The sequence below is a fragment of the Psychrobacter cryohalolentis K5 genome (genome assembly GCF_000013905.1).
Classification (GTDB): domain Bacteria; phylum Pseudomonadota; class Gammaproteobacteria; order Pseudomonadales; family Moraxellaceae; genus Psychrobacter; species Psychrobacter cryohalolentis.
In genome coordinates this window covers 1,221,273-1,234,992 of sequence record NC_007969.1, presented here as the reverse complement: position 1 = coordinate 1,234,992, position 13,720 = coordinate 1,221,273, and the positions used below count along the sequence as shown (strand labels likewise).

Annotated in this window: 14 protein-coding genes; 10 read left to right on the top strand and 4 right to left on the bottom strand. The window is 42.2% G+C overall.

What is annotated here, in order from left to right:
- Window positions 1-342: 342 nt before the first annotated feature.
- From ppsA to PCRYO_RS05305, 6 genes are all read left to right on the top strand, one after another.
- Window positions 343-2,727: a phosphoenolpyruvate synthase gene (gene ppsA, locus PCRYO_RS05330; protein WP_011513372.1), complete on the top strand. Its 2,385-nt coding sequence runs from the start codon at window positions 343-345 to the stop codon at window positions 2,725-2,727.
- Window positions 2,728-2,882: 155 nt separating this feature from the next.
- Window positions 2,883-3,881: an RDD family protein gene (locus PCRYO_RS05325; RefSeq protein ID WP_011513371.1), complete on the top strand. Its 999-nt coding sequence runs from the start codon at window positions 2,883-2,885 to the stop codon at window positions 3,879-3,881.
- 290 nt (window positions 3,882-4,171) lie between these two features.
- Window positions 4,172-4,567 carry a 30S ribosomal protein S6 gene (gene rpsF / locus PCRYO_RS05320; protein ID WP_011513370.1) on the top strand — a complete coding sequence of 132 codons (396 nt, stop codon included), beginning with the start codon at window positions 4,172-4,174 and terminating at the stop codon, window positions 4,565-4,567.
- 16 nt (window positions 4,568-4,583) lie between these two features.
- Window positions 4,584-4,814: a 30S ribosomal protein S18 gene (gene rpsR, locus PCRYO_RS05315; protein ID WP_010198808.1), complete on the top strand. Its 231-nt coding sequence runs from the start codon at window positions 4,584-4,586 to the stop codon at window positions 4,812-4,814.
- 20 nt (window positions 4,815-4,834) lie between these two features.
- The gene (gene rplI / locus PCRYO_RS05310; protein ID WP_011513369.1) at window positions 4,835-5,347 is read left to right on the top strand and encodes a 50S ribosomal protein L9; all 513 of its coding nucleotides are present in this window, start codon (window positions 4,835-4,837) and stop codon (window positions 5,345-5,347) included.
- Between the two features lie 221 nt (window positions 5,348-5,568).
- Window positions 5,569-5,814: a hypothetical protein gene (locus PCRYO_RS05305; protein ID WP_011513368.1), complete on the top strand. Its 246-nt coding sequence runs from the start codon at window positions 5,569-5,571 to the stop codon at window positions 5,812-5,814.
- A gap of 65 nt (window positions 5,815-5,879) precedes the next feature.
- Here PCRYO_RS05305 and PCRYO_RS05300 read toward each other — a convergent pair whose 3' ends face one another.
- The 3 genes from PCRYO_RS05300 to cobT are packed head-to-tail and all read right to left on the bottom strand — an operon-like array spanning window position 5,880 to window position 8,366.
- Window positions 5,880-6,431: a histidine phosphatase family protein gene (locus PCRYO_RS05300; protein WP_011513367.1), complete on the bottom strand. Its 552-nt coding sequence runs from the start codon at window positions 6,429-6,431 to the stop codon at window positions 5,880-5,882.
- A 43-nt stretch (window positions 6,432-6,474) separates the two neighbouring features.
- Entirely contained in the window at window positions 6,475-7,308 is an 834-nt protein-coding gene (locus PCRYO_RS05295; protein WP_011513366.1) for an adenosylcobinamide-GDP ribazoletransferase, read from the bottom strand.
- A complete protein-coding gene (gene cobT / locus PCRYO_RS05290) occupies window positions 7,308-8,366 on the bottom strand; it encodes a nicotinate-nucleotide--dimethylbenzimidazole phosphoribosyltransferase (RefSeq protein ID WP_041753057.1) in 1,059 nt (352 codons plus the stop codon). The genes PCRYO_RS05295 and cobT overlap by 1 nt, the downstream gene beginning before the upstream one ends.
- Before the next feature lie 231 nt (window positions 8,367-8,597).
- On the opposite strand from cobT, the gene PCRYO_RS05285 reads away from it, so the two are divergent.
- Both PCRYO_RS05285 and PCRYO_RS05280 read left to right on the top strand, forming a co-directional pair.
- Window positions 8,598-9,956, top strand: a complete 1,359-nt coding sequence (locus PCRYO_RS05285) for a GntP family permease (RefSeq protein WP_011513364.1) — start codon at window positions 8,598-8,600, stop codon at window positions 9,954-9,956.
- 20 nt (window positions 9,957-9,976) lie between these two features.
- Window positions 9,977-11,113, top strand: coding sequence for a glycerate kinase (locus PCRYO_RS05280; protein WP_011513363.1), 1,137 nt, complete (start codon window positions 9,977-9,979; stop codon window positions 11,111-11,113).
- Between the two features lie 50 nt (window positions 11,114-11,163).
- On the opposite strand, the gene PCRYO_RS05275 is transcribed toward PCRYO_RS05280, so the two are convergent.
- Window positions 11,164-12,033, bottom strand: a complete 870-nt coding sequence (locus PCRYO_RS05275; protein WP_011513362.1) for a LysR family transcriptional regulator — start codon at window positions 12,031-12,033, stop codon at window positions 11,164-11,166.
- A 92-nt stretch (window positions 12,034-12,125) separates the two neighbouring features.
- Between PCRYO_RS05275 and PCRYO_RS05270 the strand changes: the two genes are divergently transcribed.
- Entirely contained in the window at window positions 12,126-12,626 is a 501-nt protein-coding gene (locus tag PCRYO_RS05270) for a lactoylglutathione lyase family protein (protein ID WP_011513361.1), read from the top strand.
- A gap of 209 nt (window positions 12,627-12,835) precedes the next feature.
- Window positions 12,836-13,660 (top strand): enoyl-CoA hydratase, encoded by an 825-nt coding sequence (locus PCRYO_RS05265; protein WP_011513360.1) that lies wholly within the window; start codon window positions 12,836-12,838, stop codon window positions 13,658-13,660.
- Window positions 13,661-13,720 lie beyond the last annotated feature (60 nt).

The following is a 13,720-nucleotide window of genomic DNA, read 5'->3' as shown; positions in this document are numbered from 1 at the left end:
GAAACCTCAGTAGCAGCCTTTCATTTTTAGCATCTAGCGCTTCATAATTTGGTCATATGCGTCTCAAATTTTCACCTTTATTATACGCATAATAGACGCTTAATAGTAATCAATGTTACAGGCGTACACTTAGACTTACATAGATTTTTAAGACTCGGCTCACTGTAAGATGGATATTTATCGTACCAAAATTTATGATTTAGCCTAATAAATATGTAGCAAATCTCACAATTTGTAGCTTTTTCATCATTTTTTTGCTTCAAGCTCTCGAAATTCTCAAAATATAGGGGTATAATCGACCATTATAATCTTTACTAAATAACCTTATTTTCTGGAGTTATCATGGCAGCGCAATCTACAGCACTTGTAATTAACCTTGATCAGTTAGGAAAAGACGACATTGAAATGGTCGGTGGCAAAAACGCTTCACTTGGTGAAATGATCAGCCATCTATCTGATTTGGGCGTTAGTGTTCCAGGCGGCTTTGCCACAACTTCAAATGCTTTTTACCAGTTTCTAACAGAAACAGGCTTACTTGATAAAATTAACGGCGAGCTTAAAACCTTAGATGTTAATGATGTCAATAAACTTGCTGAAACGGGCAAAAAAATCCGTACTTGGATTATTGAGCAAGAACTGCCGAAAGATCTTGAGCAAGCGGTTCGTGATTCATTCGAAGCAATGAGCGATGGTAAAGAAATCGCGGTTGCGGTACGTTCTTCTGCTACTGCTGAAGATTTGCCAGATGCCTCATTTGCTGGTCAGCAAGAAACGTTCTTAAACATTCGCGGCATTGATAACGTCCTAATTGCAATTAAAGAAGTATTTGCATCTCTTTATAATGACCGTGCCATCTCTTATCGTGTACACAAAGGTTTTGAGCATGAAGGCGTAGCATTGTCTGCTGCTGTACAGCGTATGGTTCGTTCAGAAACTGGTGCTGCTGGCGTTATGTTCACACTAGATACCGAAAGTGGTTTTGATCAAGTGGTCTTTATCACTTCAAGCTATGGTCTAGGTGAAATGGTTGTACAGGGCGCCGTAAATCCTGATGAATTCTATGTGTCAAAACAATTACTTGCTAACGGCAAACCTGCGATTATCCGTCGCAACTTAGGTAGCAAGCACAAGAAAATGATTTATGGTGATGAAGGTAGTACCACCAAATCAGTTAAAGTCATTGATGTCGAAAAAGAAGATCGCATGCAGTTCTCTTTGTCTACGGAAGAGCTGACATCACTTGCTAAGCAAGCCATGACCATTGAAAAGCATTATGGTCAAGCAATGGATATCGAGTGGGCAAAAGACGGCGACACCAATGAAATCTTTATCGTTCAGGCTCGTCCTGAAACGGTTAAGAGTCGCCAAGACAGCAATGTCATGGAACGTTATATCATCGACACGACTAACGCTAAAGTATTGTGTGAAGGTCGCTCAATTGGTCAACGTATCGGTTCAGGTAAAGTCCGTATCGTTAGCAACCTAAATGAGATGGATAAAGTACAAGAAGGCGATGTATTGGTATCAGACATGACGGATCCGGATTGGGAACCAGTCATGAAGCGTGCTTCTGCTATCATTACCAACCGTGGTGGTCGTACTTGTCACGCAGCGATTATCGCTCGTGAGCTAGGCGTCCCCGCTATCGTTGGTTGTGGTAATGCCACTGAGCTATTGGTTGATGGTCAAGATGTGACTGCTTCTTGTGCCGAAGGTGATACTGGCTTCATTTATGAAAGTCAGATTGATTTTGAAGTACAGACCAACTCTGTAGAATCTATGCCTGAGCTTGCATTCAAAGTCATGATGAACGTTGGTAATCCAGATCGTGCCTTCTCATTTACCCAAATGCCAAACGAAGGGATTGGTCTTGCGCGTCTTGAGTTCATCATCAACCGTATGATTGGTGTGCATCCAAAAGCATTGCTAAACATGAACAGCTTGCCACGTGAAATTGCACAAGCCATCAATGAGCGCATCGCAGGTTATGCCTCACCTGTTGACTTCTATGTGGACAAATTGGTTGAAGGCATCTCAACGCTCGCTGTAGCCTTTATGGATCAGCCTGTTATCGTTCGTATGTCAGATTTCAAATCAAACGAATACGCTAACTTGCTTGGTGGTAAGTTATACGAGCCATCAGAAGAAAACCCAATGCTTGGTTTCCGTGGTGCTAGCCGCTACGTGTCTGATAACTTCCGTGACTGCTTTGAGCTAGAGTGTAAAGCGCTTAAACGCGTTCGTGATGAGATGGGCTTGACCAACGTCGAGATTATGATTCCATTCGTCCGTACCGTCGGCGAAGCCAAACAAGTCATCGAATTGCTTGAGAAAAATGGTCTAAAACGTGGCGAAAATGGTCTACGCATCATCATGATGTGTGAGCTACCAACCAACTGCTTACTAGCAGAAGAGTTCCTAGAGCATTTCGATGGTTTTTCAATCGGTTCAAACGATTTGACGCAGTTGACTCTAGGTCTTGACCGTGACTCAGGTATCGTCTCACATCTATTTGATGAGCGTGACCCTGCGGTTAAAAAGCTGTTGTCAATGGCAATTGATGCTTGCCGTAAGCAAAATAAATACGTCGGTATCTGTGGTCAAGGTCCATCAGACCATCCAGATCTAGCTTTATGGCTCATGGAGCAAGGCATCAGCTCAGTATCATTGAACCCTGACTCAGTACTAGATACTTGGTTCTTCTTAGCGGGTGAAGAAGCGAAGTAAGCTGTAACGTTACGTCACAACGTTAATTCACACCGTCATTTAAGATACAATTATTAGGGTCTATTTGATTTTTTCAAATAGACCCTAATATAATGTATGATCAATAGTGACTGAAAAGCAGTTTTTTAAAACAGTGACTTAAGACATGACTAACTATGCAGGCAATTATGCAGATTTTCCTTGCTCGAAATAACGTACAAGCCGGTCCCTACACTTTGGATCAGCTCAATATTATGCTCACCTCTGGTGAAGTGCTATTAGATGATTTGGTCTGGCATGACGGCTTAGATCAGTGGCAGCGCATGGGTAACTTAACTAATAATCAAGCCTTTTATCGCCCAACTCATGTAGCGATGCCTGAGGTTAATGATTCTATCATTAACAACGTTACTATCTTCCCAGAAGACGATGCAGCAGATACCAATAAAGACAAACAATCGGTATCGCTAGATCGTTTATATGGCAAGCCTGAACGTTCAAAAGACACGGCTAAAAACACCAAAGCAGATATGACAACCAATCGTCATCACACGCCAAATAGCAACGTGTCATTAAATAAATCTAACGCGACCAAGGCTGCTTCAGCGAAAGATAAAGTAGTGGGTAATGTGATACTCGCTCCTATCATGTCACGGATATTGGCAACGGCGCTGAATGCTTTACTGTATTTATTAGCTATTTTTCCACTAGTCATGGCATTGACCAAGATGGATGTCGACTATACCAAGTTCCAAAATATTCAGGATATGGACGCTGCTTATCAGTACTCAGTGACATTGATGGAAAGCTTGCCTAGCAGCACGTTGATGATCTCGCAGGTCATGGTCTTTGGTTTGTTTGCCTTGCAATTGTTATTTATCACTTTACGTGGTCAATCGCTGGGCAAAATGATTACGGGTATTCGTGTGGTTGATCAAACCACCCATCGTCTGCCATCATTTTTAAAGCTTATTGGTATGCGTACCTTTTTGCTGTTTATCATTTATAACTTACTATTCTCGTTTACCAGCTTTTTAGGCTTTGTCCTTATTGCTATTCATTATTATATGGCGTCTAAAAGCCCTGAAAACATTGGTTGGCACGACAAATTGGCCAAAACTTTGGTAGTTAAAGCAGATAGTAGTCAATTGATAAAAGAGCCAAAAATAAAATAATCCTATTTTTGATTATTAACAATATCTCTTATGTTTGTCATAGAAAGCGACGTATCAGCGTTGCTTTTTTATTGATAAAGAAACAAGGTATGCGATTAATAATTTTTATTAACAGTTGCGCATTGATTAACCTTTGTGTTCATCAGTGACTACTGTTATAATACGGCGCTTTATAAACTAAGCTTATTCTCTGTTAATTATTTATAGTAATGGGTAGGATTTGAGCTTACCTTATAAATCTCCTTGCTATTAACATAGGGTTAATAGCTACTAATCCGTAAGGAGTCATAATGCGACATTACGAACTGGTGTTACTTGTACACCCAGACCAAAGCGACCAAGTGGTCGGCATGGTTGAACGCTATATCAAGTTAGTTCAAGACAACAACGGCACTATCCATCGTCTAGAAGATTGGGGTCGTCGTCAACTTGCTTACCCAATTAACAAGATTCACAAAGCTCATTACGTTCTTTTCAACATTGAAACTGACGGCGAGACTTTAGCTGAACTTGAAGAATTATTCCGTTATAACGACGCGATCATTCGTAGTCTAGTTATGCGCCGTGATGATGCTGTCACTGAAGAGTCGCAGTTAGCCAAGAATGCCGATGAAAAACGCGCACGCAAAGCTACTACTCGTCGTCCAGACAGTAATGATGACAACGACAACCACAGTGATGACTAATTAAAGGAGCATAATCATGGCACGTTTTTATCGCCGTCGCAAATTCTGCCGTTTCACTGCTGAAGGTATCACTCACATCGATTATAAAGATGTTGAATTGCTAAAACAGTATATCAGTGATAATGGCAAAATCGTACCAAGCCGTATTACCGGTACGTCTACTAAATATCAGCGTCAACTAGCGACTGCTATCAAGCAAGCTCGTTATTTATCGCTACTTCCATACACTGATAACCATCAGGGTTAACCGTTAACTAGGAATGACTCATGCAAATTATTTTGTTACAGCGTATCGTCAACCTTGGCAAACTCGGTGAAACTGTCGATGTAAAACCAGGTTACGGACGTAACTTTCTTATCCCTTTGGGTAAAGCACTACCTGCTACTAAAGCTAACATTGAAAAGTTCGAAGCACGTCGTGCTGAACTTGAAGCTGAAGAAGCAAAAGAAGTAGCGGTTGCTCAAGAACGTGCTGACGCATTAACTGACGTTAATGTTATCATGCGCGCTAAATCAGGTGACGAAGGCAAGCTATTCGGCTCTATCGGTACACGCGATATCGCTGAAGCATTGACTAACTCAGGTCTAGAAGTTGACCGTGCTGAAATCAAGCTACCTGAAGGCACTTTGCGTCAAATTGGTGAATATAATGTTGATATTCAACTACATCATGACGTTACGGCTACTATTCTAGTTACCATTCTTTCTGAAGATGGCGACAACGAAGATTTAGACGAAGACAATGCTGCAGACGAAAACGAAGACTATTCTGAAGAGTAATCTTTAGCATACTAAGTTTTAGTCGCAATAAAAAACCAGCAACTTTAGGTTGCTGGTTTTTTTTGTGTTGGATTTGGACTTCGTTATTTGTATTAGTACTGATACAGACAATAAACACTGTATACGCAATGACAAAAGACTATTGATAACGTCTGTTGTATTCTAATCCTACTAGTCACTATGCTGACGATATATATTTTATGAATGAAATCTAGGATACCATGATAAATACTGATGACACTTTACGATGTACTCAAGGCAATGACTTTTATACCGAAGGCAAAACTTATAAGGTTGGTAGAATCGTTAATAATAAATACTTCCAAATATTAACCGATAATAATACTGACCATTGGTATGCGACCTTAGATGACAAAGGCATTTATGTGAGCTTTGATTCGGCTATAGCAGAAACTGAGAGAGCATGTTTTGAGAAGATCAATGATTTATCAAATGATTGTCAGTAGCATTTCAACACTTTTAAACTATAATCAAATATTAAAAACGGTCATTATAATTATCATTTTTTTGGTTAAATATCAATATGACTACAGGATAAATATCCTACAGAGTGTGGCCAGTTAATTGCAAGGTTTGGTACCTCTTGACCAGTCGCGATCATCTTAGCGCTATTGATCCAACCAGCATGACCGATGGCTAATACTGGGCTATCTTTTTGTTCAGCTGCAATTTTATCCAACCAGCTCTCCGCTCGATTAAACAGCTGTTGCAAACTTTCACCATGATCAGGCGCAAAGTGGGCAAAATTATTGCACCATTCATCAATTTGTTGTTTCTCAATCTGTTTCCAAGACTGACCATCCCAATCACCGAAATGAATCTCAGCCAATTTAGGTGCGACTCGACACTCAAAACCGCGCTGTGCCAATATTTCCCCGACCTTTAGTGAACGCTGTAAGGGGCTAACCCAAATCACTTTTGGTAATTGCTGTAGACGTACAAAGCGCTGTATTTTATTAGCAAGGCGTTTTAGTTTACGTTTATCGACTTCTACATCTGTCTGTCCGATACAGAGACCACCAGCCGTAATAGGTTTTGGATGACGCCAAATATACAGAATCATGAGTGCGAGTATCCTTTCTTAGCATCATTTTTAACGCTTTGGCTTAAATTAAGGGCAATGAAGCGGCCAGTCCAATGTAAATAGCAATTTCGCTAAGCTGCTGCGTGGCTCCTAAGCCATCACCCGTATAACCATCTAAACGTCTACGTAATAAGCGCCGCATATAATCTGTCGCGCCTATGCCTAGCAATAAAGCCAATAACCATTGCCAAATACCAATCTGTTGCATGGTATTAGGGAAAACCAGTGTGACAAAAGTAATAGCCAATATTAGCCAACCACTGCTATATATAGCTTGTAATGGTGTCAGCTGCTGTGCCATCGGTTTTGCTTTGGCATGTTCAATCTCTCCGCCATAAGGCAATAGCGTCAGTAAGCTAATACAAAATAAACGTGACGCAGTATGCCCAATAATGAGTGCAACGATAGCAACGGGTGTTGGCATCGCAGTAAGTAAGCTAATTTTAAGCAATAGCGCTGAGACCAAACCTAATACGCCATAAGTGCCTAGGCGTGAGTCTTTCATAATCGTGAGTGTACGCTCGCGAGTTAGCCCACCACCTAAACCATCGCAGCTATCGGCAAGTCCATCTTCATGAAAAGCACCTGTCAGCTTGATACCAAAAGCCGTACTTATCACTGCCGCAACTAGCGGTATGAATAAGAGACTGCTAAGCCAAAACACGCCAGCACAAAGCAAACCTATCAGTAAGCCTACCGCTGGAAAATAACGGCTGCTTTGGTGCAGCCACTGCGGATCATAATGGCTAAAAGACGGGACGGATATACGGGTTAAAAACTGAACAGCAACCAATATCAATCGGGCTTCATAACGAAGGCGCTGCAATACAGACAGCTTTGAGGATGAACTTTGCATCACTTGCTTTGCTCACTGATACCAGCATCACTAAAACTTGCCATCTCATTGATAATGGCACAGGCAGATTGTAATAGTGGATACGCTAATGCCGCACCACTGCCCTCGCCTAAGCGCATACCCATATCAAGTAATGGCTTAGCATTCAGCAGTTTTAATAAATGCGCGTGTCCTGGTTCAACTGAGTGATGAGCAAAGATAGCATATTGAGCAACACCCGGTGCTAAGCGCTCGGCGACAAGCAAAGCACTACTGGCGATAAAGCCATCAATTAACAAAATACGACGTTCACTGGCAGCCTGCATCAGCGCGCCTGCCATCATAGCAATCTCAAGCCCGCCTAATGCAGCAAGCACATCGAACGGCACTTGCGCTTCACGGTGACGCTCTAATACTTGCGTTAAGATATTTGCCTTATGCTGCAAGCCTGCATCATCGAGTCCTGTACCGCGACCGATACAATCAGCAATAGACAAGTCGCCAAGTCTCGCTAGCAAAAGACTTGCCGCTGAGGTATTACCGATGCCCATTTCACCGACAATCAATAGATTACCCGCCATGTTCTTAACCACGTTCATACCACTCTCTAATGCGGCCAAGCATTCTACTTCTGTCATCGCAGCTTCTGTTAGCGCATCACGGCTACCATGTCGAATTTTATAATCTAGCAGTTGCGGATGGTCTTTAAAAGGAGAATTGCTAAAATCCGCGTCTACCCCAGCATCGACTACTTTTAGCTCAATATTATGCTGACGTGCTAAGACATTGATGGCAGCGCCGCCTTGCAAAAAGTTATAAACCATCTGTGCAGTGACTGCACTAGGATACGCAGACGTGCCATGCTTGGTTAAACCATGATCGGCGGCAAATACTCGAATTTGAGGTTGCTCAATCTTTGGCGTAAGCGTCCCTTGAATCATACCTAACTGCAGAGCGAGCGTCTCTAAACGTCCAAGTGCGCCAATTGGTTTGGTCTTTTGGTCAATGATTTGCTCTAGCTGCTGGCGTAGCGCATTATTTTCGATATTGGGAATTATCGGGGCATTAAATATGTTCAAAGGAAGTATCCTAAATCTGGTACATGTCAAACAAAACCCACATACTAGCAGAGTATCTAAGCTTTACCATGAATAAAATCAAATATGAGCCGAATAGATTTCCTAGCAACGTAGATTTACTATAGAATATGCCCCTTTAAAAATTCATATGACTATTGATGCTTTATGAAGTGCACGCTGCATGAGCCTCATAATTTGTCATAAGACATTAACAACTATATAGAGACAGTGATGATCGTATTTTGGCTGGTACTGACCATTCTTTTTATTATTTTTGCCACCGCAAAACTCAAGTGGCATCCTTTTTTAGTATTAATCTTATCTGCCTTTTTGGTCGCACTATTTTACCAAGTACCGCTTAATACGGTCGCTAAAACCATCTCTGATGGCTTTGGGGGCATCTTAGGATATATCGGTCTGGTCATTGTATTTGGTACTATTATCGGCTTAATACTTGAGAAAACGGGTGCCGCCATTGTGATGGCAGAAACGGTCATTAAAGTCTTGGGACCACGCTTCCCTACTTTGACGATGTCTATTGTAGGTGCCGTAGTATCTGTACCAGTGTTTTGCGATTCAGGCTATATTATTTTAAACTCGTTAAAAGAGTCTTTGGCTGAGCGCTTAAAAGTATCAAGCGTGGCGATGAGTATTGCCTTAGCAACTGGCTTATATGCGACTCATACCTTTGTACCGCCAACACCAGGTCCAATTGCAGCAGCAGGAAACTTGGGACTTGAGTCAAATTTGGGCTTGGTCATCATGGTTGGGGTCGTTGTGACAACTGTTGCCGTACTTGCCGGTTGGTTATGGTCCAATCGCTTCCTGAATGCCACTCCTGACAATATTGATGCAATCGAAGCGCCAGCTGCGACTGTGCCAAATAACATGAAAACTCGCGACGACTATAGTAAGCTACCGTCGGCAACCATGGCATTTTTACCTATTATCGTGCCTATCGTCTTGATTTGCTTATCGTCTGTTGCTAACTTACCTAGTACGCCATTTGGTACAAGTACCATAACAGATATCTTGATATTTATTGGCAATCCATTGACAGCCCTACTGATTGGTTTGTTTTTATCATTTTTACTCATCAATACTGAACAAAAAACGCAGCAAATCAGCGATAGCATCTCTCAAGGCTTGGTGGTCGCAGCGCCTATTCTCTTAATCACTGGTGCTGGCGGCGCGTTTGGCGCTATGCTAAAGGTCACACCAATTGGCGATTATTTGGGTACGACTTTATCTGCCTTGGGGCTTGGTATTTTTATGCCATTTATCGTTTCTGCTGCACTAAAAACAGCACAAGGCTCAACTACTGTTGCCTTGGTGACCACCTCTGCGATGGTCGCACCACTATTGGGTCAAATAGGTCTCGATAGTGAGCTTGGTCGCGTATTTTGTGTGATGGCAATTGGTGCAGGCGCGATGACTATCTCGCACGCTAATGACAGCTTTTTTTGGATTGTTAGCCAGTTTAGTCGTATGAGTGTGGCACAGGCTTATAAAGCCCATTCTATGGCGACTGGTATTCAGGGCGTGACCAGTATCATCTTTATTTGGTTATTAACCTTGGTATTTATTTAAAGAGATTCAAAGAGACATTCATGAAAATTTTAATTGCTCCCGACTCATTTAAAGAAAGCTTAGAAGCACTGGATGTTTGCCGCGCCATTCAATCTGGCTTCAGCCAAGTGTTTCCAGATGCTGACTATAAACTGCTACCCATGGCAGATGGCGGTGAAGGGACTTCTGCAGTATTGTCTTACGTGCTAGGTGGTCGCTGGAAAGAAGTGCACGTCCATGACCCTTTAATGCGACCGATTAGCGCAAAATACTTATTACTGCCTGATGCAACTGCGGTCATCGAAGTTGCTCAAGCTTGCGGTTTACATCTCTTGACTGTGGCAGAGCGCAATCCAGTCATCGCCAGCAGCTATGGCGTTGGCGAGCTGATTGCAGATGCTTTAAGGGAAGGTGTCAAACGTATTATTATCGGTCTTGGTGGTAGTGCCACCAATGATGCAGGACTTGGTATGCTAACCGCACTTGGCATGAGGTTTCATGATAGTGATGACAATATGCTAGCCCAAGGCGGCGGCGCGCTTGCCAACTTGCAACGATTAGATGCGACAAGCTTCCATACTAGCGTGTTGGAGACAATGTTTGAAGTAGCCTGTGATGTGACCAATCCTCTATGTGGCGAGTTGGGTGCCAGTGCAATATTTGGTCCTCAAAAAGGCGCTAGTCTACAGCAAGTCAATGATTTGGACCAAGCGTTAAACCACTTTGCGAGTATATGTGAGCAGCATGGCTATCAGAATTATCAAGAGATAGCGGGTGCTGGCGCAGCAGGTGGACTTGGCTATGCATTAATGAGCTTTTGCCAAGCTGAGTTAAAGTCAGGTTTTGATACAGTGGCAAAAGTTACCAACTTATCACAGCACATTGCCGATGCAGATTTGGTTATTACTGGTGAAGGCAAGCTTGACGCTCAGTCTGCCATGGGTAAAGTAGCTGGCGGCATTAGTCACATTGCCAAAGCCCGCCTTACGCCAGTGATTGCGATTTGTGGCAGTGTTGATGGACTAGAATCGGCTCAGACCAGTCAGTTTGATATCATCATGCCCAGTATCCAAAAGCTAGAGTCCATCGAGAACATCTTTAAAAATGCTTATCATAATGTTGAAATCACTGCCACCAATATTGCTGCGGCAATAAAACTAGGTCAAAGTATCAAGTAGACTTTATACGGCTACTTAAGATACTCTCTTAAACGCTGTTATAGCCACTGTTATAGCCATTTTTTCACCTCATTGAGGACGGTTTGCATCCTATTTGGCAGTACCTGCTGGCGGCGTACAGCAAAGTACAGGGTTTCACTAACTGAGACTGGCAGCTGATGACATTTAAGCAGCTGCGGGTTTGGATACGCGGCAACTGCGTGCGCTGGTAATACGGTAAATCCAAGCCCCCTACTTACCGGCTCTAAAATCATACCTATCTGATTAGAAAAACCTTTTTTAATAAAGTCATTGATGTGTCCAAATTCAGGATAATTGGCACTCAATAGTAAACTGGCATGATGTGCGCCATCAGGATGATCAATAAATCCAAGCTTGGTAAGTGCTTCCCAGCTAGGCTCCATCATCGTGACTGGTGTCACCAGTAGTAGCGCTTCTTGAGCCACCGGCTTGCAGCTGACCGTCTCATCATCCGAGATAGTTGTCATAAAACCTATATCAATCTCATGCTTGGAGAGCGCCTGCTCTATATCTGTATTGGGGGCAAAACGGTAATCAATCACCAGCTGTGGATGCTGCTCTTGTAATGTTAACAGCTTAGGATAGAGCTTTAAACCAACGCTGCCAGGCGACATAATTCGCACCAATCCCTCATTATACGGATCGTCACCGATACGCTGCTCTAAGCGTGATAAGCGCTGCAAGATATCCTCTGCCTCTCGATACAAATGCTCACCTGCATCTGTCAATGAAAACTGTTTACCTTGACGAATAAGCAAGTCAATCTCTAGCTGACTCTCAAGCTTACGTATATGTTGACTAACCCCTGACTGCGTCATATATAGACGCTCGGCAGTATGAGTAAAATGTCCAATTTCAACCAAGGTACAAAAAGTACGTAGCCATGTGATATTTATCATTACAGTACATACTTATCTTTATAATAAATGATAATTTTACGTAATATACATAACTTTGTAAACTACTCCCATATCAAAAAGGAGTACAAACCATGAATAATGTTTATCCAAGAAGCTTTTCACATATTGGTCTTTCAGTACCTGACCTCGATGCCGCTGTCAAATTTTATACTGAAGTGATGGGTTGGTACATCATCATGGAGCCGACTGAAATCACCGAAGATGACAGTGCTATTGGTGAGATGTGTACCGAAGTCTTTGGTGCAGGTTGGGGCAGTTTTCGTATCGCTCATTTATCAACTGGCGACCGTATTGGCGTTGAGATTTTTGAATTCAAAAATCAAGAAGACCCTGACAATAACTTTGAATACTGGAAAACAGGTATCTTCCATTTCTGTGTTCAAGATCCCAATGTTGAAGAGCTTGCCGAACGTATGGTTGCCGCAGGGGGTAAAAAACGGATGGATAAACCTCGTTATTACTACCCTGGCGAAAAACCCTATCGCATGATTTATATGGAAGATCCATTTGGTAATATCGTTGAGATATATAGCCATAGCTATGAGCTGATTTATAGTGAAGGCGCTTATTAAGAGTCATTAGTAGTATGTTTTTTGAAAAATTATTGCTTTGAAACATAAAAATAGCGCTCTTATCATATAAGGGCGCTATTTTTATGTGGGCTATATCAGTATCACTGACCTCTTGCTTAACCAATTAAGCATGCTACTATTTAGGTTATTATTTAAATAGCTTTTACACTTTTTCACTAAGTTTAAATACCCATTATCAAGGACGATAAATGACCCAATTTAACCCCATTCAATCAGTAACTCCCTCGACAAACATTAATGAGCCATTGGTTATTAGAAAAAATTCAGGCAGTGTTGTAACGTTGACACTTAACAGTTCCAAACAATTCAATGCTTTATCTGTTAAGTTGCTAGCTGCTATGCAAGCGGAGCTGGATAATATTGCCCAAGACAAGACCATACAAGTACTGGTGATTGCCGCAAATGGCAAGGCATTTTGTGCTGGACATAATCTAAAAGAGATGCGCGCCAATCCAGATGTCGCTTTTCAGCGCGCTTTATTTGAGCAATGTAGTCAGATTATGCTCACCATCAATCAAATGCCGCAAGTTGTCATTGCCAAAGTACAAGGCATCGCTACCGCTGCTGGTTGTCAGCTGGTCGCAGCTTGTGATTTAGCTGTTGCCTCGGACAATGCCAAATTTGCCACCTCTGGTATCAATGTAGGGCTATTTTGTTCTACCCCTGCAGTAGCAGTCAGTCGCAACCTATCTCGTAAGCAAGCATTTGAGATGCTTATTACTGGTGAATTTATAGATGCCCACACTGCACTACAGCAGGGACTGATCAATCGTGTGGCAAGCGCTGAGCAATTAGACCAGATGCTACAGTCTCTGATAGACGCTATTACCAATAAATCTTCAGTCGCTCTTAAAACTGGCAAAACCATGTTTTATAAGCAATTGGATATGGAATTGGCAGAGGCTTATGAGTATGCCAGTGAGGTGATGAGCTGCAATATGATGGCGGATGATGTGAGTGAAGGGATTGACGCCTTTATCGAAAAGCGTTCTGCCATATGGACAGGACGATAAGAACAACAGAGTTATTCTATAATGCAAAATGTCTCTGTTGGCGTTGGCAGCGCCACTTTT

Coding starts and splice junctions, on each gene's coding strand:
- PCRYO_RS05280 (WP_011513363.1), top strand. CDS start 9,977: ATGAAAATTTTAATTGCTCCCGACTCATTTAAAGAAAGCTTAGAAGCA.
- PCRYO_RS05270 (WP_011513361.1), top strand. CDS start 12,126: ATGAATAATGTTTATCCAAGAAGCTTTTCACATATTGGTCTTTCAGTA.
- rpsF (WP_011513370.1), top strand. CDS start 4,172: ATGCGACATTACGAACTGGTGTTACTTGTACACCCAGACCAAAGCGAC.
- PCRYO_RS05295 (WP_011513366.1), bottom strand. CDS start 7,308: ATGCAAAGTTCATCCTCAAAGCTGTCTGTATTGCAGCGCCTTCGTTAT.
- PCRYO_RS05265 (WP_011513360.1), top strand. CDS start 12,836: ATGACCCAATTTAACCCCATTCAATCAGTAACTCCCTCGACAAACATT.
- PCRYO_RS05305 (WP_011513368.1), top strand. CDS start 5,569: ATGATAAATACTGATGACACTTTACGATGTACTCAAGGCAATGACTTT.
- rpsR (WP_010198808.1), top strand. CDS start 4,584: ATGGCACGTTTTTATCGCCGTCGCAAATTCTGCCGTTTCACTGCTGAA.
- PCRYO_RS05300 (WP_011513367.1), bottom strand. CDS start 6,431: ATGATTCTGTATATTTGGCGTCATCCAAAACCTATTACGGCTGGTGGT.
- rplI (WP_011513369.1), top strand. CDS start 4,835: ATGCAAATTATTTTGTTACAGCGTATCGTCAACCTTGGCAAACTCGGT.
- PCRYO_RS05275 (WP_011513362.1), bottom strand. CDS start 12,033: ATGATAAATATCACATGGCTACGTACTTTTTGTACCTTGGTTGAAATT.
- ppsA (WP_011513372.1), top strand. CDS start 343: ATGGCAGCGCAATCTACAGCACTTGTAATTAACCTTGATCAGTTAGGA.
- PCRYO_RS05285 (WP_011513364.1), top strand. CDS start 8,598: ATGATCGTATTTTGGCTGGTACTGACCATTCTTTTTATTATTTTTGCC.
- PCRYO_RS05325 (WP_011513371.1), top strand. CDS start 2,883: ATGCAGGCAATTATGCAGATTTTCCTTGCTCGAAATAACGTACAAGCC.